Annotated in this window: 16 protein-coding genes; 13 read left to right on the plus strand and 3 right to left on the minus strand. The window is 46.8% G+C overall.

What is annotated here, in order from left to right; genetic code table 11:
- Nucleotides 1–45 precede the first annotated feature (45 nt).
- The 6 genes from AC50X8_RS24215 to AC50X8_RS24240 all read left to right on the plus strand — a co-directional run bounded on the left by AC50X8_RS24215 (nt 46) and on the right by AC50X8_RS24240 (nt 9,208).
- Nucleotides 46–3,147: a hybrid sensor histidine kinase/response regulator gene (locus tag AC50X8_RS24215; RefSeq protein ID WP_494881972.1), complete on the plus strand. Its 3,102-nt coding sequence runs from the start codon at nt 46–48 to the stop codon at nt 3,145–3,147.
- Nucleotides 3,128–4,249: a response regulator gene (locus AC50X8_RS24220; RefSeq protein WP_494881974.1), complete on the plus strand. Its 1,122-nt coding sequence runs from the start codon at nt 3,128–3,130 to the stop codon at nt 4,247–4,249. Before AC50X8_RS24215 ends, AC50X8_RS24220 begins: the two co-directional genes overlap by 20 nt.
- 144 nt (nt 4,250–4,393) lie before the next feature.
- A complete protein-coding gene (locus AC50X8_RS24225; protein WP_494881976.1) occupies nt 4,394–6,766 on the plus strand; it encodes a hybrid sensor histidine kinase/response regulator in 2,373 nt (790 codons plus the stop codon).
- A gap of 28 nt (nt 6,767–6,794) precedes the next feature.
- Nucleotides 6,795–7,721, plus strand: a complete 927-nt coding sequence (locus tag AC50X8_RS24230; RefSeq protein WP_494860570.1) for a methyl-accepting chemotaxis protein — start codon at nt 6,795–6,797, stop codon at nt 7,719–7,721.
- Nucleotides 7,722–7,739: 18 nt separating this feature from the next.
- Entirely contained in the window at nt 7,740–8,114 is a 375-nt protein-coding gene (locus tag AC50X8_RS24235) for a response regulator (protein ID WP_056035662.1), read from the plus strand.
- A gap of 35 nt (nt 8,115–8,149) precedes the next feature.
- Nucleotides 8,150–9,208, plus strand: coding sequence for an HD domain-containing phosphohydrolase (locus AC50X8_RS24240; RefSeq protein ID WP_494881978.1), 1,059 nt, complete (start codon nt 8,150–8,152; stop codon nt 9,206–9,208).
- A 98-nt stretch (nt 9,209–9,306) separates the two neighbouring features.
- On the opposite strand, the gene AC50X8_RS24245 is transcribed toward AC50X8_RS24240, so the two are convergent.
- Both AC50X8_RS24245 and AC50X8_RS24250 read right to left on the minus strand, forming a co-directional pair.
- Nucleotides 9,307–10,560: a cytochrome P450 gene (locus AC50X8_RS24245; RefSeq protein ID WP_494881980.1), complete on the minus strand. Its 1,254-nt coding sequence runs from the start codon at nt 10,558–10,560 to the stop codon at nt 9,307–9,309.
- 246 nt (nt 10,561–10,806) lie between these two features.
- Complete coding sequence (locus tag AC50X8_RS24250; RefSeq protein WP_494881982.1) at nt 10,807–15,012, minus strand: sulfite reductase subunit alpha; 4,206 nt, start codon at nt 15,010–15,012, stop codon at nt 10,807–10,809.
- A gap of 294 nt (nt 15,013–15,306) precedes the next feature.
- Here AC50X8_RS24250 and AC50X8_RS24255 point away from each other — a divergent pair, with 294 nt between their 5' ends.
- From AC50X8_RS24255 to AC50X8_RS24265, 3 genes are all read left to right on the plus strand, one after another.
- Complete coding sequence (locus tag AC50X8_RS24255) at nt 15,307–15,726, plus strand: MarR family winged helix-turn-helix transcriptional regulator (protein WP_056035674.1); 420 nt, start codon at nt 15,307–15,309, stop codon at nt 15,724–15,726.
- Nucleotides 15,727–15,865: 139 nt separating this feature from the next.
- The gene (locus tag AC50X8_RS24260) at nt 15,866–16,339 is read left to right on the plus strand and encodes a helix-turn-helix domain-containing protein (protein WP_494881984.1); all 474 of its coding nucleotides are present in this window, start codon (nt 15,866–15,868) and stop codon (nt 16,337–16,339) included.
- On the plus strand, nt 16,329–16,976 hold the full coding sequence (locus AC50X8_RS24265) for a type II toxin-antitoxin system VapC family toxin (RefSeq protein WP_494881986.1): 648 nt from the start codon (nt 16,329–16,331) through the stop codon (nt 16,974–16,976). Before AC50X8_RS24260 ends, AC50X8_RS24265 begins: the two co-directional genes overlap by 11 nt.
- 37 nt (nt 16,977–17,013) lie before the next feature.
- Here the strand turns inward: AC50X8_RS24265 and AC50X8_RS24270 are convergent, their stop codons facing one another.
- Nucleotides 17,014–17,892, minus strand: a complete 879-nt coding sequence (locus AC50X8_RS24270; RefSeq protein ID WP_056035684.1) for a LysR family transcriptional regulator — start codon at nt 17,890–17,892, stop codon at nt 17,014–17,016.
- 115 nt (nt 17,893–18,007) lie between these two features.
- Here AC50X8_RS24270 and zwf point away from each other — a divergent pair, with 115 nt between their 5' ends.
- The 4 genes from zwf (at nt 18,008) to gnd (ending at nt 23,780) form a co-directional block, all read left to right on the plus strand.
- A complete protein-coding gene (gene zwf, locus AC50X8_RS24275; protein WP_494881988.1) occupies nt 18,008–19,534 on the plus strand; it encodes a glucose-6-phosphate dehydrogenase in 1,527 nt (508 codons plus the stop codon).
- Complete coding sequence (tkt, locus tag AC50X8_RS24280) at nt 19,518–21,506, plus strand: transketolase (RefSeq protein WP_494882027.1); 1,989 nt, start codon at nt 19,518–19,520, stop codon at nt 21,504–21,506. Before zwf ends, tkt begins: the two co-directional genes overlap by 17 nt.
- Before the next feature lie 75 nt (nt 21,507–21,581).
- Nucleotides 21,582–22,247, plus strand: coding sequence for a fructose-6-phosphate aldolase (fsa, locus tag AC50X8_RS24285; RefSeq protein WP_046230868.1), 666 nt, complete (start codon nt 21,582–21,584; stop codon nt 22,245–22,247).
- Between the two features lie 114 nt (nt 22,248–22,361).
- Complete coding sequence (gnd, locus tag AC50X8_RS24290) at nt 22,362–23,780, plus strand: NADP-dependent phosphogluconate dehydrogenase (RefSeq protein ID WP_494860555.1); 1,419 nt, start codon at nt 22,362–22,364, stop codon at nt 23,778–23,780.
- Nucleotides 23,781–24,140: the final 360 nt, after the last annotated feature.

Consider the following 24,140-nt stretch of genomic DNA (forward strand, 5'->3'; position numbering starts at 1 on the left):
TGATGAAACATAAACAAGGAACTTTATATATGGAGAAATTGAAATATGAAAAACAAAGCATTATTTGGCATGTTAGGATTTATTCTGCTATTGCTTATTGGGGCTAATGTTGCCTCTCAATTGAAGTGGGATGATCAGCCGGAAGCTAGAAATGGCGTGCTCGACTTAAGTAAATGGGACGGGTTCGGTCAGAAGGTCATTAAGCTGAAGGGGGAGTGGGACTTTTATCCGAAGCAGCTGTGGGGGGACATGGCAGAAGCGAAGACAGGCCCGTTATCCAAACAGGCGCATGTTCCTGGAAATTGGAGCAATATGCTCTTGAATATGTACGATAGTCAAGCTTTCGGATATGGCACCTATCATCTTCGCATACAATTTGGCGAGCATCAGCCAGAGCTTCAAGCCTTTCAGGTACCGCTTATCCGCAGCGCGCATCGGTTGTTGATCAATGGAGAAGAAATTGGAGCGAGCGGCGCCCTTGATGATGGTTTAAAGCAGTATAAGGGGAAAATCAAGCCGTATATTGCCTATACGCAAATTAGAACGGATAGCATAGATATTTTCGTACAGGTAGCTAATTTCGATCATGCAACAAGTGGGGGGATCATTCAAGCGATACGGATGGGGCCGCCGGATTTAATCGTTCAGGAGCAGCAGCAATTTGCCGCTTTCGAATTTGGCACCATTGCTTTTTTTATCGTGTTTGGCCTTTATTTTGGTGTGCTGCATCTACAGGACCGGGGCAGCGGCTGGATCTATTTATCCTTCTTTTTCTTATGTACGGCGCTATTAAACTCTGTTCAAGGGACGAGGTGGCTGCTGGCCATTTGGCCGGAAATGCCTTACCGAATGACGGTCACCGTATATTGGCTATGTTCAATCTCCATATTGGTAGGCATGTTCATGTACTTAGCTGTACGACATGAGCGGCGCGTTAACCGCCTGTTCAAAAGAGGTCTGCTCGTCATCTCCTCCGCAATGGCTGCCTGTATACTTATCATGCCGACGGCTATTTCCACCCGCTTGCTGCCTCTATGGCTAATGGTATCTTTTATTGTACATACATATATCCTTCTCGTAGTTTTACGAAACTTACGCAGCGGGGATGAGCAAAATCGCTATGAGTTTTGGTCGTTTTGCCTGTTTTCGGCACAGGCCTTGCTTAATTCGCTAGTGCTGTTTGGCTTTGGTGAGTTAACCCTATGGTATTTTATACAAATGATCGGGTTTAGCATCGCAATTTCGTATTTGTTTTTGCACCAGTTTTTTCGGGCTTATCAAAAAAATGAGGCGCTTACTTTGGAACTCCATCGGGTGAATCGCTTTAAGTCTGAATTTATGAAGGGTATTTCCGAACAGATGATTACGCCTTTAAATGCCATGATTGGCGTTGCAGAAGCACGCCTGCATGCGGATGAGAGCTTGTCTGAGGAGCAAATTCATGATTTGCGGCTGATTACTTCAGTAGGCTGGACGATGAGAAGGCTGGTAGACGATATGATGGATTTTGCCCGTTTACTTGAAGCGGGCATTGCGCTTACGGTTCGTCCGATTCATTTGCCATCTGTTGTAGGTGAAGTCATTGAACGCACCCGCGACTTGGTATTTAGCGATTCGATTACATTAATGAATACGATTCCACAGGGCTTGCCGCCAATTGTAGCGGATGAGCAGCGTTTGCAGCAAATATTGTCCGGACTTATACAGTCTGCTCTGAAGTTGACCATTGAAGGTGCGATTACAACGAAGGCAAGCGTGGTTAGCAATCGGATGGAACTTGAAATCATCATGCAGGGAACGGGAATAACGGACGATACTGCCGCGACTCTTGTGAAAATGCTGCATCTGGAGGACGAAGCGAGCAGACCGCTGCCCTATGATGAGCATCTGGGACTGTTCCTTGTCCATGCGCTCGTTAAGCTGCATCAAGGGCGAATCAGCATCGCCTCTGGCTTGCCCCAGGAGGTTATCATCGGTCTATCGCTTCCGATTGCTATAGAGCTATTGGCAGGGTCCAATGCCGGCAGCTTTCCTGAATTTCATGGAAACAGTGTGGATCTGTCCTTGCAGGCACAGGGGCTAGTGGATCAGCGATTAAGAAGTCGCAAGCTATATCAGAGTCAGGAAACAGAAAGAGCTGAAATTCTGATCGTTAGCGACGATTCATTAAACATCAATGTTTTGGTGAAGCTGCTTGCCATGGATCAATACCGAGTAACCGTTGTTAAAAAAGGCAGAGAAGCGCTTAAGCGGCTTCACCATATGCGGGATACGGATCTCGTAATTGTAGAACGCATCTTGCAGGATATGTCGGGGCTTGACGTATGCCGGAATATCCGTGAGCATTTTACCAGCTTTGAGCTTCCCATTCTTCTCATGACGTCCGCTGGCTATTCCGATCACGCGATAGCGGCGAGCCAAGCGGGAGCGAATGATTTTCTGGTGAAGCCTGTCGAGTGGTCAGAGCTTCGAGTGCGGATTTTGACGCTGGTGCAACTGAAGCGCTCGGTCGGCGCGCGTATTCAGATGGAGCTGGCCTTTTTACAGGCGCAAATCAAGCCTCATTTTTTATTTAATACGTTAAATTCGATTGCCGCTTTAAGTAAAAAACAGCCGGAGAAAATGACGGATTTATTGACGGAATTCGGGCATTATTTGCGGGAAAGCTTTCGTTTTGACAGCTCCGAGCCGCTGGTGCCTTTTGAGCGTGAGCTGAAGCTAGTGAAATCATACCTGCATATTGAAAAGGTTCGTTTCGAGGATTGGCTGACGTTTGATATTCAAGTGAAGACAGAGCTGTCTTTCTGGATTCCGCCCTTGACGATTCAGCCATTGGTGGAAAATGCGGTTCGGCATGGCATTATGCGCAGGGCGGATGGCGGGCATCTTGAAATTTGTGTCTGGCAGGAAGGTGGAGACATCCTGATTACGGTGAAGGATAATGGTGTTGGCATGCCAGCTGAGTTACCGCCCCATGCGGAAGCAGCACCCCTAGCCGGTGGAATTGGCCTGGCCAATATCGACCGCAGGATGAAACAATTATTTGGATACGGATTAACGATTTCCAGCCGTCCGGGAGAAGGCACGGAAATACTCATCCGATTGCCCATGGAGAAGGTAGGTATACATGAAAGTTATACTGGTTGATGATGAACCGCTAGCATTAAGTCATTTGGCCGATGAGCTTGCGTGCTTTGCAGGGCTTGAAATGATCGGCTCCTATCGCAATCCAAGGCTGGCGCTTGCCGATATCAGCAGACTGGCACCGGATGCTGTCTTTCTGGATATTGAAATGCCGGAGATGAGCGGCATAGCGCTGGCGGAGAAAATTTTGCAGCAGCGCCCGCATACGCAAATTGTATTTGTAACCGTATATGAAGAATATGCGGTTAAGGCATTTGATCTTAACGCTGTAGACTATCTATTGAAGCCCATTCAGCTGAAGCGCCTAGCTCAAACAACCGAACGGCTGCTGCAAAGAGCAGGCAGTCAGCTGCCCGCTGCGCCCCGTCAGGACTGGGTCCGGGTTCAATGCTTTCGTTCTTTGCAGTTTGAGCGGGCGACGGGCGGCTCGGCAACGCTGCGCTGGAAGACGTTAAAGGCTCAGGAACTATTCAGCTTGCTGCTGCATTTGCGCGGAAAGCCTATCCGCAAACAGACGCTGGTCGACCAATTATGGTCGGATATTGATTGGAAAAAAGGAATTACGCAATTATATACGGCGATTTATCAAATTCGCAAATTGCTACAGGATGAGCAGTTGAACATTCGCATTGAAAACGTCGATGAAGGCTACCGGCTGGATTTAAACGGCTTCCCGCTTGATATTGAGGAATGGGAGCGGCAAATGGATGCTGCTCCGCCTTTGACGAGCGAATCGCTGGAGCAGCATAAGCAATTGTCCGCCCAGTATAAAGGCGATTATCTCGCAGAATATGCTTACTTGTGGGCAGAGACCGAGAAGCAGCGGCTCCGGATGAAATGGCTGTCGCATGCCAAACAAATTGCGAATTATTTTATTGAAAGCAATAATCTCCCAGCGGCTGCCGAACATTATTTAGAAATGCAAAGTGTGCTTCCAACGGAAGAAAGTCTTTATTTTGAGCTGATGCGCATTTATGATTCTCTTGAGGATCGGCGTTCGGTCGAAGCCCAGTATGAGCTATTGCGAAAAATGCTGCTACAGGAGCTGGATATGGAGCCGCACGACTCCATCCGGTTGTGGTTTGATCGTTGGAGAAGCGTATGAACAGATGGACTGAGACAGGAAAAGCTCTAATAATCAGGCCTCTCCTATAAAAAAAGCAGGGCGATTCTCATCTTTCAAAAATGTTTCAAAATATTGTCGTATAGTAATGAGTAGACTTACTTGCGTAGGATGGGAGAAACACAGATGTTAAAAGAACTCAAAGACATAAAAGATATAAACTACGCTTTATCTGCTCTAGAACAATCCTCGATCGTTTCGATAACGGATGCACAAGGTATCATCCATTTTGCCAATGATTATTTTTGTGAGATTTCAAAATATACGAGAGATGAAATGATCGGCTCCAGCCATAAGGTCTTAAATGCCGACTTTCATTCACAAGCGTTTTTTAAAGAGCTGTGGGCAACGATCAGCGACGGGCAAGTGTGGAAGGGAGAAGTGAAAAATCGGGCCAAGGATGGCAGCGTATATTGGGTGAATATGACGATTCTGCCGTTCACTGATGATGACGGCATTGTTTATAAATATATGGCGATTGGCAGCGATATCACGACACGCAAACACAATGAACTGAAATTAATGCAAAACATGGAAAGCTTGCGCGATATTGAAAATGCATTGGACGAATCCTCAATTGTTGCCATTACGGACAATAAGGGAGTTATTACTTACGTAAATGAGAAGTTTTGTGTCATTTCCAAGTATGAACGAGAAGAATTAATCGGGAAAACGCATCGGGTCATTAATTCGGGTTTTCATCCGAAAGCTTTTTTCAAAGTGATGTGGGAAACGATTAAACAAGGCCATGTATGGAAAGGCGAGGTCAAAAACCGCGCTAAGGACGGCAGTGAATATTGGATGAATACGACGATTGTGCCTTTTCTCGGTGAAGATGGCATTCCTCATCAGTTCATCTCCATTCGTACCGATATTACCGATCGGGTCAAGGCAGAAACTGCGCTTGCCGAACGAACGGAACAGCTTGCCAAAGCGCATGACGAGGCGATTGAAGCGAGCTTGATTAAAAGCCAGTTTTTGGCCAATATGAGTCACGAGCTTCGTACTCCACTGAACGCGATCATTGGCTACAGCGAGATGCTTCAGGAAGAAGCGGAGGAGCTTGGCGAGTCTGTTTTCGTCGAGGACCTCTCTAAAATCAGCAAGGCTGGCAACCATCTGCTGGCGCTCATTAACGATATTTTAGATATTTCTAAAATTGAAGCCGGCAAAATGGAACTGCACCCGGAGACCTGCAGCCTGCCGAGCTTAATGCAGGATGTACTGACTACGATACGTCCGCTTGCGATTGGGAAGGGAAATAAGCTGCAAATGAATTGCGGAGAAAATGGCGACATTACCGCCGACATTACAAAGCTGCGGCAAATTCTCTTTAATTTGCTGAGCAATGCCAACAAGTTTACGGAATCGGGGTTTATTACCTTTGAGGTGCGGAAGGAAACGCGCAATCAGCGAGAAGGCTACAGCTTTATCGTTCAGGATACGGGAATAGGCATGACCCCAGATCAACTGAAAAAGCTGTTTCAACCCTTCACCCAAGCCGATGCTTCTACTACCCGCAAATATGGCGGCACAGGGCTTGGACTAGCTATAAGCCAGCGGTTTAGCCAAATTATGGGCGGCGATATTCAGGTAGAAAGCAGCTTTGGCGTAGGGACAACGTTTATTTGCTGGCTGCCGAATACGATGGAGGATACCCTCGTTCATTTGTCTTATCCTATAGCTGAACTACCTGTACATACGGTAGATGAGCATGGACAAACGAGCATTTTGCTAATTGATGACGAGGTGTTTAATCGGGAGCTGATGGAGCGTTACCTAGCCAAAACAGGGTGGACGCTAGCATTTGCGAATAATGGTTCAGAGGGGCTGCGGCTGGCCAAAAAACTGCGGCCAAAAGTCATTTGCTTAGATATTCTTATGCCCAATATGGATGGCTGGAGTGTGCTTAATGCCCTTAAAAATGATGCCGAACTTGCCGATATACCCGTCGTTATCTGGTCGATGACTAGCGACAGACAGCAGGGCTACACGCTGGGCGTTTCCGAGTATTTAACCAAGCCGGTTGAACGGGAACGGATGATCCGGGTGATGGACAAATATATTAAGCAAAGCGACGATCACCAAATTCTCGTCATTGAGGATGATGCGACGACAAGCGAGCTGATGACCAAGCTTTTACAGAGAGAAGGATATGTCGTTGCGCAAGCCCGTAATGGGAGGCTCGCACTAGAGCATATGGCAAGAGAAATGCCTTCCCTTATTTTACTAGATCTTATGATGCCGGAAATGGATGGTTTTCAATTTATTTCGGAGCTGCGCAAGCACGGGGAATGGAACGAGATTCCGGTTGTCGTTGTGACAGCTAAGTCGATTACACAGGAAGAACGGCAAAAATTAAACAGCTATGCCAAAAATATTATCCAAAAAGAAAAACTCGAATACCATTCGCTGCTTTCGGAAATTCGCCGATTGATGGCTCTTGCCAAGGAGAATAAAACAGAGGCTGCACCGCAAGCGAATCATGAATCAACCTGATAGATAATTTTAATAGGAGGAATAGCAAGTGAATGACGTTGTGAAATTAGTTTCCCAAAGTACGCAGGTGCTTGATGGGAAGGCGGTTCTATCCGCATTAGAGCAGTCGCTGGCGATGATCGAATTTAATTTGCAAGGAGAGGTGCTGTGGGCAAATGAGCAGTTTGCCAAGGCGATGGGTTATGCAGCTCATGAATTGCCAGGGAAAAATCATCGGCAGTTTTGCAGGCCCGAGTTTGCCAATAGTGCTGAATACAAGCAGTTCTGGGAAAATTTGCGCAAAGGCACAGCCTTTCAAGAGAAAATTGTTCGGTTGGCAAAGGACGGAGCGAGTATTTGGCTTGAAGCGACCTATATGCCTGTTTGTGATGAAGAGGGCGTTCCATTTGCCGTCGTAAAGGTTGCAACAGATATTTCTGCGCGCGAGCAGGCCGTAGTCAAAATGACCGACGAATTGCAGCAGATGGCAGCGGATTTGCTGGAGCGGACCCAAAGAGGCATCAATCGCAGCGAGCAAGTCGCCTCGGTTATTGAGCATGTTGTGAGCGATAATGCGATTCAAATCGATTTTCTGCAAACGCTGGAGCAGCAAACGCAAGCCGTGCGAGGGATTGTCCAGACGATTCGGGATTTTGCGTCACAGACGAATTTGCTTGCCTTGAATGCAGCGATTGAAGCTGCACACGCAGGGGAGCATGGCCGCGGGTTTAATATTGTAGCGATGGAAGTCAAAAAGCTTGCCCAGCATGTTCAAGGGGCTGCTAGCGAAATTCAAAATTCGCTGGAAGGAATATCAAAGCAGGTGGACAAGGTTAGCGGTAGCTCAAAAAGCTCCAGAGACGCAATTATAAGCAGCAAGCATGAAATCCAGCAGGCTGTAGGGGACTTTACAGGAATTAGTGAGGCGGCAGGCAAGCTGGAAGGGCAGGCTAAAGTGCTCAATCAAATGGTGTAATGGGGAGGCTGCTAAACGATGAACACCGTTCTGCTGATTGAAGATAATGAGATGAATCGCGATATGTTATCCCGGCGGCTGGAGCGCAAAGGGTATCGCATCATAACGGCTGAAGACGGCAGGCAAGGGGTAGATCTCGCTGAAGAGGTGCTTCCAGATTTAATATTGATGGATTTGAGCTTGCCGGTGCTTGATGGATGGGAGGCAACCCGCATGCTCAAAAGCTCAGCTCTTACGAAGCATATTCCCGTTATCGCCTTGACCGCTCATGCGATGACGAACGATGAGGATAAGGCCTATCAGGCGGGCTGTGACGATTTTGATACGAAACCGGTTGTGCTTGAGCGGCTGCTAGAGAAGATGAAGGCTGCTTTGGAGAAAGAAAAAGCGTAAGCAGGCATTTCACGAATACAGAATGGAGAAGAACGATGGAGGACATTTCACGCGCAAAAATATTAATCGTGGACGACCAGGAGCTCAACATTACGCTTTTAGAACGGATTCTGGTCCGCTCAGGGTTTACTCATATATATAGTATAATGGATCCTCTCCAGATTCAGCAAAAGCTATTGGAAATTGAGCCGGACATTATCCTGTTGGACATGCATATGCCGGGCATGGATGGACTGCAGGTATTGACACTCATTCGTGAGCAGCTTTCGGCCGACAGTTATTTGCCCGTTTTGATGCTTACCGCTGATGTCACTCCTGAAGTGAAGAGGCGCTGCCTGGAGGCGGGAGTGAATGACTTTTTGACTAAACCGTATGACCGGACCGAGGTCATTTTGCGAATTAATAATTTGCTCAAAACCCGTCAGCTGCACAATCAGATTCAACAGCATAAAAATACGTTGGAAATGAGAGTGTTGGAGCGGACGGAGGAGCTGCAAAAGGCAAAGCTGGAAATGTTGCTGCTGCTTGGGCGCGCGGGAGAATATCGCGATGATATGACGGGCAGGCATACGCTGCGGGTCGGACGGCTTGCGGAGCTTATTGCCAGCCGTTTGGGGCTTTCGGAAGAGGACGCTGATCGTATTCGCAAAGCGGCACCGCTGCATGATATCGGAAAAATCGGTATTCCTGATGAGATTTTGCTGAAGCCCGGGCGTTTTGAGCCTCATGAATTTGAGCAAATGAAGGCTCATACGATTATTGGGTCCAGCATTTTGGAAGGAAGCACATTTTCCATCCTGAAGCTGGCGGGGATTATAGCGAAATCCCATCACGAAAAATGGGATGGTTCCGGCTATCCGTTTGGTCTGAAAGGGGAAGAAATACCTCTGGAAGCACGAATTGTAGCGCTTGCCGATTTTTATGATGCGCTTACACATGAACGTCCCTATAAGAGAGCCTGGACGATTCAGGAAACGATTGAAGAGGTGAAAAAGCAAAGCGGCATGCATTTCGATCCACAAATTGCCAATGTTTTAATTGAATTGTTTGATGAAGGCATTTTATCTTCACTCGATGAAGAGGTTTATGTATAGGTTTGCGTGGACAAGCTGACTCCGATTCTATATCGAAGGCAGCTTGCTTAGGCAGTTTTTTTGCATGAAAGAAATGAAGCAGCATCAAACGGTATTTTTTATTTAAAAAGCTGGATTGGCAATCGAGTCAAGCTTTGTCCGGCAGCACTAGGGACAAGGCTGTCTTCCAAAATAAAGGTTGTATCGGGCTCAATTCTGGAAAATGTTTTTAAAAAGGTAGTAAGAACGAGAGTGGCTTCCAGCCTCGCTAGAGGTGCTCCTAGACAAAAGTGGGCGCCATAGCCAAATGCAAGCTGCTTATTGTTATTTTCCCGGTGAATGTTCAATGTAAAAGGATCTTCAAACATGCTTTCATCCATATTCGCTGCGCTCATCCAAGCCACGATGGTATCCCCTTTTTTGAGAGGAACCCCTAGCACATCATTATCCTCCTTCACAGTCCGGTCCATTTTGCTAATGTGAAACCGAAACCGGAGCAGCTCTTCAACCGCGTCTGGAACGAGCTCGGGATTATTTCTGAGTTCCTGATACAGCTCGGGCTGGTCGTATAAAAAAGCATAAAAGGAATTAGCCAGCAAATTACTCGTTGTTTCAATCCCCGCCCCAAGTAAAAACATCGTCGTGCGTACAATCTCATCATCTGTAAAATGCCCGCCATCTACTTCTACTCTAATTAAGTCAGATATAATATCGTCTTCTAAATGGGATCTCTTCGCTACAACGAGCGGATAAAGGTATTGATAATATTCGTCGCCGGCCTTCTTTTTCAATTCATTAATCTCATCGAAGTTTTCATGAGTTGCCGGCAAAAACAGCTTGTCTACCCATGCTTTGAATAAGAGGCGGTCCTTGGAAGGGACGCCAAGCAGGTCGGACATGACGACAACTGGCAATACGCTTGTGTAGGCTTCAACGATATCCACCTGTGATTGATCGGCAAATTGGGCCACTAATTCATCGACAGCAGCTTGAATGCGCGGTTCCCATAACCGCAGGCTTCTTGGTGTGAAAGCAGCGGCGAGCAGGGATCTCCGTTTGCGATGCTCTGGCGGATCAACATTGTGAATATCAAGCTGATCGGGAAACGTTTTGACCATTTCTTTATCTTTGTCGTCATTGCTCTGATAACCGACCTGGACGATGCTGCGTGTTCTAACGCTGGAAAAGTTTTTGAAATCACTAAGCACCGTTTTCACATAATCGTACTTGAATACATGGTAGGCATTTGATCCTTCATTAAAAATGACCGGGTCTTGATTCAACATGCGGCGATACCAACTATAAGGGCTGAACTCTTCTTCTTTAGACTGAAAGCTCGTAATATCAGCTAAAGAAATGACATGGTTATTCATTGCATATTCCTCCTTTAGTCGCTGCGGTGAAAACTGTTGTACGATTTTGATTCATCGCAATAGTAAGGCTGCTGGAATAGAGAGTCATCAGGTCAATTCAAATTACCATTGTTATTTACAAATATACCAGAAATTTATACTCTAATTCAAGTATTCTATTTTTTGTAATTTTGATAGAGTATAGGAGGTGTGAAAAATAAAGACGACCGCCGATAGTTGCGGTCGTCTCTCCCTGTATGCACTAGCTTAATAAACATCGCGGGCATATCGTTGCTCTTTGGCCATTTCCTTCACATATTGCTCCGCTTCAGCCGCCGATTTTCCGCCGTACTGCTCAATGACTTGTTTCAGTGCGGTGTCTACGTCCTTTGCCATTTTGCTGGCATCCCCACATACATAGAAATAGGCACCTGCCTGCAGCCAGGACCATAATTCAGCGCCGTGCTCAATCATGCGATGCTGTACATATATTTTTTCTGCTTGATCTCGTGAGAAGGCGGTATCCAAACGATGGAGAATGCCGCGTTGCTGCATCGCTTCCAGCTCCTCCTTATAATAAAAGTCGCATTCCGCGCGCTGTTCTCCGAAGATCAGCCAGTTTTTCCCTTTGGCGCCTGTCGCTTGACGCTCCTGCAAAAAACCGCGGAAGGGGCCGATGCCTGTTCCGGGGCCAACCATGATGACGGGTTTATCAGTATCGCTTGGCAGGCGGAAATGGGAGGTTTTCTGAACAAAGATGGGTACGCCAGCTGCTTTCTCCGCATGGTCAGCCAGAAAGGTGGAGCATAAGCCATTTCGCTGCTTGCCATTGAACGGATAACGAATGGTGGATACGGTAATATGAACTTCATCCGGATTCATTTTTGAACTGGAAGAAATGGAATAGAGTCGCGGCTGCAACGGCTTCAGCAGTTGAACAAGCTCAGCTGCTTGAATCGGGAAAGGGAATTCCTGCAGCAGATCGGCGAGCTGACGTCCCCACAGCCATTGCTTTAATTCTTCCTGATTTTCCTTCCTTAAAAGCCGGGATAAAACATCGTTATTTGTGCGTTCATGTACAGCTTGCAAAATGCTCGGAGTGATTCGGGTAATATCGTAATGCTTGGCAAGAGCAAGGCTTAATGGTAGCTCTCCAAAATCTTTAACGGACACGAACTCGGTAGGGCTCAGCTTTACAGCTTCCAATACTTCTTCCACAAGTGCCGGAGCATTTGTTGGCCAAACGCCTAAAGCGTCACCGGACTCATAGTGCAGCCCGGTATTTTTTAAATCAAAAATATAATGGCGGGTATCTTTCTCAGAGCCTTCCTTGCTTAACGGCTTGTTGGCGAGCAAGATGGTTGTAAGCGGCTGGTTCCGATCATAGTGAACCTGTATAGCAGTCTCATGTGCAGAAGAAGACGCAGCGCCATTTGTTCTGGTGCCCTTCTGAGCTTTTTGCAAAGCTGTTTCAAGCGATATGATCCATGCAGATACCTGCTCTTGAAAATCAGTATCGCAATCTGTTCGCGGCATTAGGCGCTTGGCTCCTAAATGCTCGAATCGGGCATCCAGTTGTTGTCCAAACCCGCAAAATAAATCATAGCTGGAATCGCCAAAGCCGAGTACAGCGAATGTCACTCCCGGCAGCTTAGGTGCATCGTCAGCTTGAAGGGAGTGCCAGAAGCCGGTGCCATTGTCAGGCGGGTCGCCTGCCCCAAATGTACTCGCGATGCATAGCACATACTGTTCATTAGCAAGATTCTTTATATCGTAGTCATCCATGTTTAACAGCTGGACATGATGACCCGCTGCCAATAATTGCTTGGCGCAAGCTTGAGCGGCTTCCTCGGCATTTCCGGTTTGAGACGCCCATACAATCGTAATCCGCAAAGCTTCTGCATCTTTTATGTGGACAAAAGGTACAGGCGGTTCTAGCGTCGCTTGCCCGGTACTTGCCGCAGCGCTCAAGGCTGCGCCGGATTCCGACAAGTAAGTGCGGGAGAACATGCCTGCGAGCAGCCCATCGAGAAATAGCTTTTTGGAGGCTTCCAGCGGCGCGGATGGAGGAAGAACAGGGATGCCAGGCGCGCTCTGGAGCTCGCTCGTTTTTAGGCTGGCAATAAAACCGGTCACATACGTTTTTTCATGGTTTTCCAGCGTCATAACAGATGTTGATTCAATGCCAAGCATACTGGCGAGCGTATCGACTTTAGACATGTAAATCTCCTCCTCATAAACGTTGCTCGCACTGCGGAATGCCGAGTGGGAGGCTGTTATTTCCTCATCAGAATGAATAATCGGCGCAGCCTCTGCGGAAGCGGCGACGCGAATAAGAGACACTGCGCAAAATTTAAATTCAGGTTGAAAGGAGATCGGATCAATAGCATCGTTGGTTACATCATTAATAGCCAGATTTTTGCCGAAAATATCATTCCAATGAAACGGGGCAAAGCAATTGCCGGGACGAACCCGATCGGTTATGACAGCTGGTAAAATAGCAACCCCCCGCTTAGAGCGAATCTCGACTTGATTATCAGCTGTAATGCCAAGAGTGGCCGCATCCTCGGGATGAATTTCCACGAAGGGACCTGGGTTCAGTTTATTCAGCTTGGCTATTTTACCGGTTTTCGTCATTGTGTGCCATTGATGCTGTACGCGTCCCGTGTTCAAGATAAAGGGGAATTCCATATCGGGAAGCTCAGCCGGAGGCAAAAAGGGGCGGGCGAGAAAGATGCCTTTGCCGCTTTCGGTCGGAAATACAAGTCTCGGCAGACTGCCATCTTCCTTGAGCTTCAACGTTTGGCTGATTCCATTGTTGATATAGCGGATAGGGTTGCGATCCGCTTCGCTTTCAGGAGCGCACGGCCATTGCAGCGGTGTACTGCGTAGCCGCTCATAGGATGCGCCGCGAATATCGTAGCCGGTCTTGGGATTCCAAGCCTGTTGAATTTCCTGATAAACCTCCTCGGAGCTGCTATATGAAAAAGCGTCGGCAAAGCCCATTTCACATGCTACACGAGCGATGATCTGCCAATCGGGCAGCACCTCGCCGGGCGGCTTTACCGCCTTCTGCATCAACGTCAAATTACGCTCGGAGTTGATCATCACGCCTTCAGCCTCAGACCATAACGCGCCGGGCAGCATAATATCCGCATAGGCATTCGTTTCCGTTTCAAGGAAAGCATCCTGTGTAATGACAAGCTCGGCTTTCTCTAAACCGGCAATGATGTTTCTTCGATTGGGAACCGTCACTACGGGATTCGTGCAAATAATCCAGCATGCCTTAATTTGACCAGCTTGCATTTGCTCAAACATCGAGACGGTTCCTGTACCTACCTCGGTTGTAAGGGTTCCTGATGGCAGCCTCCACAGGCTCTCGATAAAATCACGTTCCTTTTCTACGAGGACGGAACGCTGGCCGGGCAAGCCGGGTCCCATATAGCCCATCTCGCGGCCGCCCATTGCGTTGGGTTGACCGGTGAGGGAGAAGGGGCCGCTGCCTGGACGGCATATTTTGCCGGTAGCCAAATGCAAATTACAAATTGCATTCGTGTGCCAAGTACCGTGTGTGCTTTGATTGAGGCCCATCGTCCAGCAGCTCATCCAATTCGGCGATTCGCCGATCCAAGCCGCGGCCTTGCGAATATGTTCCTCCGGGATGCCCGTTATTTCAGCTACTTTATCCGGAGGGTAATCGTCTAAAAACGCAATCATCGGTTCCCAGCCGGAAGTAAAGTCAGCAATAAATGCTTCGTCAATATCATTATTTTTCACCAGTAGATGCAAAAGTCCGTTTAGCAGAGCCAGGTCGGTTCCCGGTTTTATTTGCATATATAGGGATGCTTTATCGGCCGTAGCATTGCGGCGCGGGTCAACGACAATGAGCCTCGCACCCGCTTTTATTCGATCCATCATTCGCAGAAACAAAATAGGGTGGCAGTCAGCCATATTTGCGCCAATGACGAAAAAAAGATCGCTTTGGTCAAAATCCTGATAGGAGCCTGGCGGACCATCCGCTCCAAGAGACAGCTTATAACCGCTGCCGGCGCTTGCCATACAGAGCCTGGAATTGGATTCAATATTGTTCGTGCCCACGAAGCCTTTGGCGAGCTTATTAATTAAATACTGCGACTCCAGTGACATCTGGCCGGATACATAAAAGGAAAGGGCATTTGGCCCATGCTCGTCAAGTATGGAACGCAGCTGTGCTGCTGTTTTGCTTATCGCTTCGTCAATAGCTAATTTTTGCAGCTCGCCCTTGCGCGAGAGGCGTTCATAAGCGTATTCCATTCGTCCTGACTCCGAAATCGCTTCGGCGCACGTGTTGCCTTTCGTGCACAATCGCCCGAAATTGGTAGGATGCTCTTTGTCTCCCGTTACTTTAATGACACGATTTTCCGATACCTCAAGTATAATGCCGCATCCAACACCGCAATAAGGGCAGACGCTTTTTATTTTTTCAGTAGGCAAGCAGGTTCACCACCAGCGTTAGAAGTTAATAGGAGTGTGATAAAGAAGTGAGTTTTTGATTTCAAACTTAACGGATTATAACTAGATATGCTCAATATATATCGCACTACGATCTAAGTCAATGAGTTTGTGTTATGTTATATAACATGAAAACGTTTTTATTTTAATTTTGTTTGTTTGACTCTACATTGGGTGAGGAAACTTGACTTTATCAGGGTATGATTTTCACTTCATCGTTGTGATTGAATGAATGACAGCTATGGGATAGACTAGAAGAAAAGCAGGAGCCCTTATATGACCAATAACCGTTTGTCCAAGCAGGTTTATGAAGAATTGGCTTTATTTCGATATCGCATTCGCAAGTTTATTCGGTTTAGTGAAGAGGCAGCGAGAAGCAAAGGTTTAACTCCCCAATACCATCAACTTATGTTAGCTATCATGGGATTTCCAGAGAGGGACTATGCGACGCCGAAAGAGCTGGCCGAGCGTTTGCAAATTACGCCGCATGCCTGCCTGGAGCTCATTAAGCGCTGTGAAGATTTAGAGCTCGTAAGCCGGTTCCCGAATTCTGAGGATAAAAGAAGCATCTTTATAAAGGTGACTGAGCGTGGCATGGGTTTATTGGAAGCATTGTCAGAAATTCACGCCGAGGAGCTTAAGAGGGCGGGATTGCTTGAAATACAAAGTAATGGTGGAGGATATTTGGGCGATTAATCGAGGGGAAGATTAGAAACAAAGCCAAATTCGGTATATTTGATCTTTAAAGTGCTGGTTTAATAAGTTTAATTCGTTTGTTTGGTTTAATATTTATATTGATTGAAAAGTATAGTAAAATGAATGGGAGGTGAACAGCATGGCAAAAACAAGTGAAGAGCTGGCTCAAGAGATTGAAGTATTCACAACGAGTGTTACTTTAGTTGAAGAAGAACTTGAAACGTTACGAAGAGCCGCTGCGATTATTCGAATCAGGAAGGCACAAGATTATATTCAAGCTCGAAATGTACTAGCCGTCCCGTTAGAGCATCAAGAGAAGAATAGCAAATATGTCAGTGCCGATGAAGTCGCCGAGATGTTCGGAATTAGCGTCCAAGGTGTTTACAAATGGATCAAGCTTGGGAAGATAGATACTGAGAAGCTTGAGACACCTGGAAGCAGCAAAAATTTAATTATGCGCTCTCAATTTGATGTGCCCAAATATCAAAAACAAATTGAAGCAGTACGTCGAACCAAAGAAGCGCTTAGTAAAGTAAAACCGGCCGAGAAAGACGAGGATCTTTATCCTATCAGTGATGAAGATGCGGACATGGAGGAACTTGATGTCAAATAAGCAGAAGGTTATTTGTGACACGAATATTTATATCTATGCTTCATGGGGATATCAACCTGCTGTTCAACTTATTAACGAACTTCGCTTTGATGATGATATAGAGCTTTTAATGCCTACAATCGTCCAAGTAGAACTATTGTCCATTCCCAGAACACAAAAAGATTTATCGTATAAGGATGTTATTGAAGAATATATTGAATACCCAAAGTCTGAGGGTTTGATGGTTCATATTAATGATAATGTTGCTAAAAATGCAGCTGATATTCGTATATTGTGGTTCGAGTCAGAAGGCAAAAAGCTTCCATCGCCTGACGCTATTATTGCAGCCACAAGCATTGATTTAGATGCACAGCTTTATAGTAATAACGATAAAGATTTTGTATACGCCGCCCAACATTTTGGACTGAAATTTGAAAATCCAATTAATCGCAATGATTTAGAAAAATTCATGAAAGAAAACGAACTTGCTCATGAGGAAAGCGACATTATGGACACAGCTATGCGAGTACTTGCCAAAATGGACGAAGAGTCGCTGCGGGAGTTATCTTATAAATCCATCGGGCTTTTAAATGATCAGGCAAAAAAGGAACAAATTAAATTTGCAAGAGGACTCAAAAAGAGAAGGAGCGAAAGTTAACTTTCAATTCTTCTCTTTTTATTTTATATACAAAGCTTTAATGCACAAGCTCAATAAATCGGCTAGCTGTACTCGACAGCGGCAAATTCCGCATTTTCATTATGCCGACATGGGAGGGAGGCAGCTGCACATCCAATTGAATTTCGAAGAGCGAGCCTTCCTCTAGCTCCTTCGATACAAATTCCCGCGTTACATACGAAATGCCGAGTCCTCTCCGGGCAAATTCGATCAGCAAATCGACGCTGCCGACCTCGATTTCAGGCTTCAGCATATAACCGAAGCTTTGAAAAAGCTCTGTAATGGCCATTCGCGCCCGGCTATTGCGGGAGAAAAGAATGACGGGATGCTGTAACAATTGGTCCAGCGTCAAAACTTCATTTTTCAGCTTCGCGTAGCGCTCCCCTGCAACAAAACAATCCTTCAGTTGAATGCTTTCACGCACTTCCAGCTGGGAATCGACAATCGGCATGCGAACGACACCAAGGTCTATCTTGCCTTCCTTCAGGAAAGAAATCACTTCCGGCGTCGTGCCGTGATTAAGATGAAGCCTAATTTCGGGATACATATAATGAAAGTTTTCCAAATACGGCAGCAAATAATGCTTGAACAGCGAATCGCTGCCGCCAATACGCAGCTCGCCGCTCTCTAGATTTTTCAGTGCAGCCATTTTTTCCTCTGCAAGGGTTATCAATATTTGCGACTGCTCGATGTAGGAGTACAAGATCGTACCTTCCTGCGTTAGCGCAACTCCTTTGGAATTTCGATAAAACAAAGTGATGCCGAAGCTGTTTTCCAGCTGCTTAATGGCGTGGCTGACACTCGGTTGCGTGAGGTACAGCGCATTAGCAGCTTTCGTTAAGCTGCCTGTTTTAGCGGCCCAATAAAAAACCTTATATAATTCGTAATTATTGATCATAGATGTGGTCTATACCTCCTCTTAAATATATTAATTACTTGTATGGCTCTTAAACGTATTATAGTGTAACTAAGAAAAAGAAACCATAGCTAACGAATTGGAAGGAGAACGGAAGATGGAGCCAACCACTTTTGTGTTGTTTGGAGCGACAGGGGATTTAGCGAAAAGAAAAATCTACCCCGCTTTGTATAATTTGTTCATCGAGCAGAAACTGCCGCAAGCATTCTCCTTGATTGGCCTTGGACGAAGAGAGCTGACGCATGAAACCTTTCAGGCAAATGTCGAGCAATCTCTCCGTGATTTTTCCAGACGGGAAATAAAGGACGAGGCGAGCGTAAAAGCTTTTTTAAAAGCTTTCCGTTACCAAGTTCTGAACATAGACCATAAGGAAGATTACCAGAAGCTGCTTCACATGATTGAACAGCGGGAGGAAGCTTTAAATCTTGCCCCGAATCGCCTGTTTTATTTATCGGTTGGGCCTGAATTTTTCGAAACGATTGCCTCCAACATTCAGGCTAGCGGGCTTGGCTCTGCGCAGGGCTGGAAGCGTCTCGTCATTGAGAAGCCTTTCGGCCATGATTTGCAATCTGCACGCAATTTAAATGAAAGCCTTAGCCGGTCTTTTGAGGAAAAAGAAGTTTTTCGGATCGATCATTATCTCGGCAAGCCGATGGTGCAGCGTCTTGAGGCTTTGCAGCAGACGAACCCGGTCATTCAGGCGCTGTGGAACAATCATTACATTGCCAATGTGCAAATTACAGCGAATGAAACGGTCGGCGTAGAGGAAAGAGCCGGTTATTACGATCATGTCGGCGCACTAAGAGACATGTTCCAAAACCATTTGCTGCAATTGCTTATGATGACGGCGATCCAGCTTCCTCAGAAGAGCGACCCTGAAAAGGTTCGTTCTAAGAAGAAACAGGTGATGGAAGCTCTTGAACCGCTGCAAAAGAAAGATGTTGCCCTCAGCATCGTTCGCGGACAATACAGCGCTGGCAGCATTCAGGGCAAGCCGGTTGTCGGCTATAAGTCTGAGCCGGGGATTGCCGAAACTTCGATGAATGACACCTTTATCGCAGCAAAATTGCAAATTGATGATTTCTTTTGGCGGGGCGTTCCTTTCTACATTCGTACCGGCAAAAGAATGAAGGAAAAATCGACGCGAATCGTCATTGAATTTAAAGAGCCGTTAAAACAAGCTCCTTCCGTAAACGAAGAAGGGGTGGCTCCGAATCTGCTCGTCATTGAAATGAGCCCTAATGAAAGCATTACGCTTCAGCTCAATTCCAAGGATTCGCAGCAAAATGGTGAATTCAAGCCGATTCAAATCGATTTTCACCCGAACAAGGAAGAGCTTCCAGAAGCTTATGAAAATTTGATTCACGATGCTTTGAACGGCAACCCTACGTTTTTTGCGCATTGGGATGAAGTTGAAATGTCGTGGGCCTGGGTTCAGCCTATTTTGGAAGCTTTCGCAGAAAATCAGGTTCCTCTTCATCATTATGAGGCTGGTACTTATGGGCCAGCGGAATCCGATGCTTTGCTAGCGCAGGATGGCTACCACTGGTGGTTCGATTCCAAGCTGGAACAACAATCTGAAACAGAGAAAGGACAACAATATGCCTATCACACAAACCATTGATCAGTTATCGATTGACACGATTCGTACTTTATCGATTGACGCCATTAACAGCGCCAATTCCGGTCATCCGGGCCTTCCTATGGGCGCAGCGCCAATGGCGTACACGTTATGGTCCAAATTTTTAAGCCACAATCCCGGTCATGCCAAATGGTTCAACCGCGACCGTTTCGTGCTTTCGGCGGGCCATGGTTCAGCGCTGCTTTACAGCCTGCTGCACTTATCCGGCTATGAAGTGTCGCTCGACGATTTGAAGCAATTCCGCAAGCTGAACAGCAAGACGCCAGGCCATCCTGAGTTTGGACATACGGATGGCGTAGATGCGACGACTGGCCCTCTAGGCCAAGGGGTTGCAATGGCTGTCGGCATGGCAATGGCAGAGGCGCATCTGGCTGCAAAATTCAATCAGGATGGTTTCCCAATCATCGACCATTATACGTATGCGCTCGTTGGCGACGGCTGTTTGATGGAAGGAATTTCCTACGAGGCTATGTCGATGGCTGGCCATATGAAGCTGGACAAATTGATCGTGCTCTATGATTCAAACGATATTTCCCTCGACGGAGAATTAAACCTTTCTTTTGGGGAGAATATTCAAAAAAGAGCGGAATCTGCGAATTGGCAATATCTCCGCGTGGAAGATGGCAATGACACTTCGGCCATCGCTGAGGCAATTGCAGCTGCCAAGCAAAACGATTCACAGCCAACGCTTATTGAAATCCGGACGATTATCGGTTACGGAAGCAAAGTAGCGGGCACGAATAAAGCGCATGGCAATCCGCTTGGCAAGGAAGAAGCAATCGCAACGAAAGCCGCTTATGGCTGGCAGTATGAAGAAGAGTTCACCGTTCCCGCTGAGGTCAGAGCGCATTACGAGCAGTTGAAGCTTGCGGGTGCAGCTAAAGAGGCGGAATGGAACAAACAGCTTGCTTCCTACACCGCACAATATCCGGCGCAAGGCAAGGAACTGGCTCAAGTCATCGATGGTTCCGTAACGATTGATGCGGCTGACATTTTGACCTTTGATGCCTCCAAAACACTTTCAACTCGCGTAGCGAGTGGTGAAGCCATCAATCATTATGTGAAGACCGTTCCTTCCATCTTCGGAGGCAGTGCAGATCTATCGCATTCCACGATGACGGACATTAAAGGAGAAGAGACATTCGCGGTTAAATCGTATGCAGGACGCAATATTTATTTCGGCGTTCGCGAGCATGCAATGGGCGCGGCGGGCAATGGCATGGCGCTGCATGGCGGCGTAAAACCATTCGTGAGTACCTTCTTCGTATTCAGCGATTATTTGCGCCCGTCGATTCGTCTGGCTGCCTTGCAGAAGCTGCCTGTTACGTATGTATTCACGCATGATTCCATCGCAGTCGGCGAAGATGGTCCTACGCATGAGCCAGTTGAGCATTTGGCTGCGCTTCGCACCATTCCAGGGCTCACTGTCATTCGTCCAACGGATGCCAATGAAACGGCAAGTGCTTGGGCTTATGCTTTGCAGCAAAATGATGGTCCGGTTGCGCTCGTGCTGAGCAGACAAAATCTGCCGATCTATGAAGCGACGAAAGCTAACGTTGCAGAAGTAGCTAAAGGCGCTTATGTGCTGACAGAAACGAATGAGAAGCCTGACGTCATTTTGATCGCTACAGGTTCTGAGGTATCGCTTGCCGTAAGTGCTAAAACCGAGCTGGAGAACGATAACGTATCCGTTCGCGTCGTGGCTATGCCGAGCAGAGAGCTGTTTGAGCGTCAGCCAGCAGCTTACAAGCAAAGCGTTCTCCCTGATGCCGTATCGAACCGTATCGCCATTGAAGCGGGTATTTCGCTCGGCTGGGAGCGTTATGCAGGGCCAAGCGGCAAAGTGTTGTCCATTGATACGTTTGGGGCGTCAGGCCCGGGCAACCAGGTGATGGAATACTTTGGCTTCTCAACGGAAAATGTCGTTAGCCTGGCAAAAGAATTATTGAAATAATTGAAATGCAGGGCAATCAAATTTAAAATTAAAATGTAAATCAAAAATGAACCCAAAAAACGGAGGTAATTGACTATGAAATTTTTTATCGATACGGCTAATGTGGAAGATATTAAGAAAGCTTATAAAATTGGCGTTTTGTCCGGTGTTACCACTAACCCGTCTTTAGTTGCTAAAGAAGGCGTGAAATTTGAAGACCGTATTGCTGAAATTTTGCAAATCGTGCCTGAGGTTGAATCCGTTTCTGCAGAAGTAACGCCTAACGCGATTACAGCTGAAGAAATGATCGCTGAAGCGGACGAGCTAATCAAAATCAACAACAACGATAAAAACATTACAATCAAGCTTCCGATGAACCTTGCTGGACTAGAAACTTGCCGTTACCTGACGAAAAAAGGCGTAAAAACGAACGTAACGCTTATTTTCACAGTGAACCAAGCGCTGTTGGCTGCTCGTGCTGGCGCAACCTATGTTTCCCCGTTCCTTGGTCGTCTGGACGATATTTCCGAAGATGGCGTTCTATTGGTTTCTAAAATTGCTGAATTGTTCCGCACGCACCAGCTGGATGCGCAAATTATTGCAGCTTCGGTTCGCCACCCGGATCACGTTACTCGCGTAGCGATGGCTGGCGCGCATATTGCAACTGTGCCATTCGCGGTTATCGAGCAAATTTCGAAGCACCCGCTTACCGATCAAGGCATGGAGAAATTTGCTGCTGACTGGAAAAAAACTTCCCTGTAAGAAGGGGAGTTTGAAGCGATAAGTAATATGTAATATGGCATTTATTTTGAAAATGGCGACAGCCATTTACGCTTATATAAAAAGAGCTTGAATAGGATTGGGAGGCAGATTTCCGTGAGCAAACAGCAAATTGGTGTCGTTGGTCTTGCCGTTATGGGCAAAAACCTCGCTTTAAACATTGAAAGCAGAGGGTTCTCGGTTGCGCTATACAACCGTTCCCCAGAAAAAACAAATGAGCTTCTGGAAGAAGCAAAAGGCAAAAATTTTGTAGGTGCATACAGCGTCGAAGAATTTGTAAACTCGCTTGAAACGCCGCGCAGAATTTTAATAATGGTCAAAGCAGGCGCGCCAACTGACGATACGATTAATCAGCTTGTACCTTTTCTAGACCAAGGGGACATTTTGATTGACGGCGGCAACGCTTATTTCCCTGATACGCAAAGAAGAAATGAAGAGCTTTCAGCTAAAGGCTTCCGCTTTATCGGTGCGGGCGTTTCCGGCGGCGAAGAGGGCGCGCTTAAAGGTCCGGCAATTATGCCAGGCGGTCAAAAAGACGCTTATGAGCTCGTTGAGCCGATCTTGACAGCTATTTCGGCGAAAGTGAATGGCGATGCTTGCTCTACTTACATTGGTGAAGGCGGCGCTGGACACTATGTGAAAATGGTGCACAACGGCATCGAGTATGGCGACATGCAGCTGATTGGCGAAGCATACCATTTGTTGAAAGATGTACTCGGTGTAAACACGTCCGAGCTGCATAACATTTTCACCGAGTGGAATAATGGCGAGCTGGACAGCTATTTGATCGAAATTACAGCTGACATTTTCTCGAAAACAGACCCGGCTACAGGCAAGCCGATGGTCGATGTAATTCTCGATTCCGCAGGCCAAAAAGGAACTGGCAAATGGACGAGCCAAAGCGCTCTTGATCTCGGCGTTCCATTGTCGATCATTACCGAGTCCGTATTCTCGCGCTTTATTTCTGCGATGAAAGAGGAGCGCATAGCGGCAAGCAAGAAGCTGAACGGCCCTGCGGTATCGAGCTATGACGGCGATGCGCAAGAGTTTATTGAAGCGGTCCGCAAAGCGCTATTCGCGAGCAAAATCGCTTCGTACGCCCAAGGCTTCGCGCAAATGCGCGCTGCTTCTGACCAGTACAACTGGAACCTGAACTACGGCAGTATTGCAATGATTTTCCGTGGCGGCTGCATTATTCGTGCCGGCTTCCTGCAAAACATTAAAGATGCGTATGACCGTGATCCGGAACTGAAAAACTTGTTCCTTGATGATTATTTCGGCGGCATCGTAGATAACTACCAAGAGGCTTGGAGAAAAGTGATTGCCATTGCCGTAACAAGAGGGATTCCAGTTCCTGCTTTCGCATCGGCACTAGCTTATTATGACAGCTACCGTACAGAAAGACTGCCGGCTAACCTGCTGCAAGCACAGCGTGATTATTTCGGAGCGCATACGTTTGAGCGTCTCGATCAACAAGGCAGCTTCCATTTCCAATGGATGGAAAACAACGAATAGGAAATGCGTAGTCATAAATAAGTAAGTAATTGGAAAAACAACAGGAAGGTTGGCCTCACATCCGTGAGGTCAGCCTTATGTTGGATTTTATCGAAAAAGGGCGATAACCCGCTGCGAGTGGATGACGGGGAAATGTCGTCCTTTTTGCTGTGCCGCTAGGCGGCGTTCATCATTATAAAAGTGCACTGATCAGGTCATACGGTTAGAATATTAGCTCGAGAAGCACATGCTGCCTTACGGGCTGAAGAAGGTGGTGCCTTCCACACAAAAAGATATTTAAAAGGGGTATATTCAGCGGATTGAGGATCCGGACAGAGGAGAGGCAAGCATATAAAGGAGCCTGAAACGCAGACATCCCAG

Source organism: Paenibacillus sp. JT22N15 (assembly GCF_059383755.1).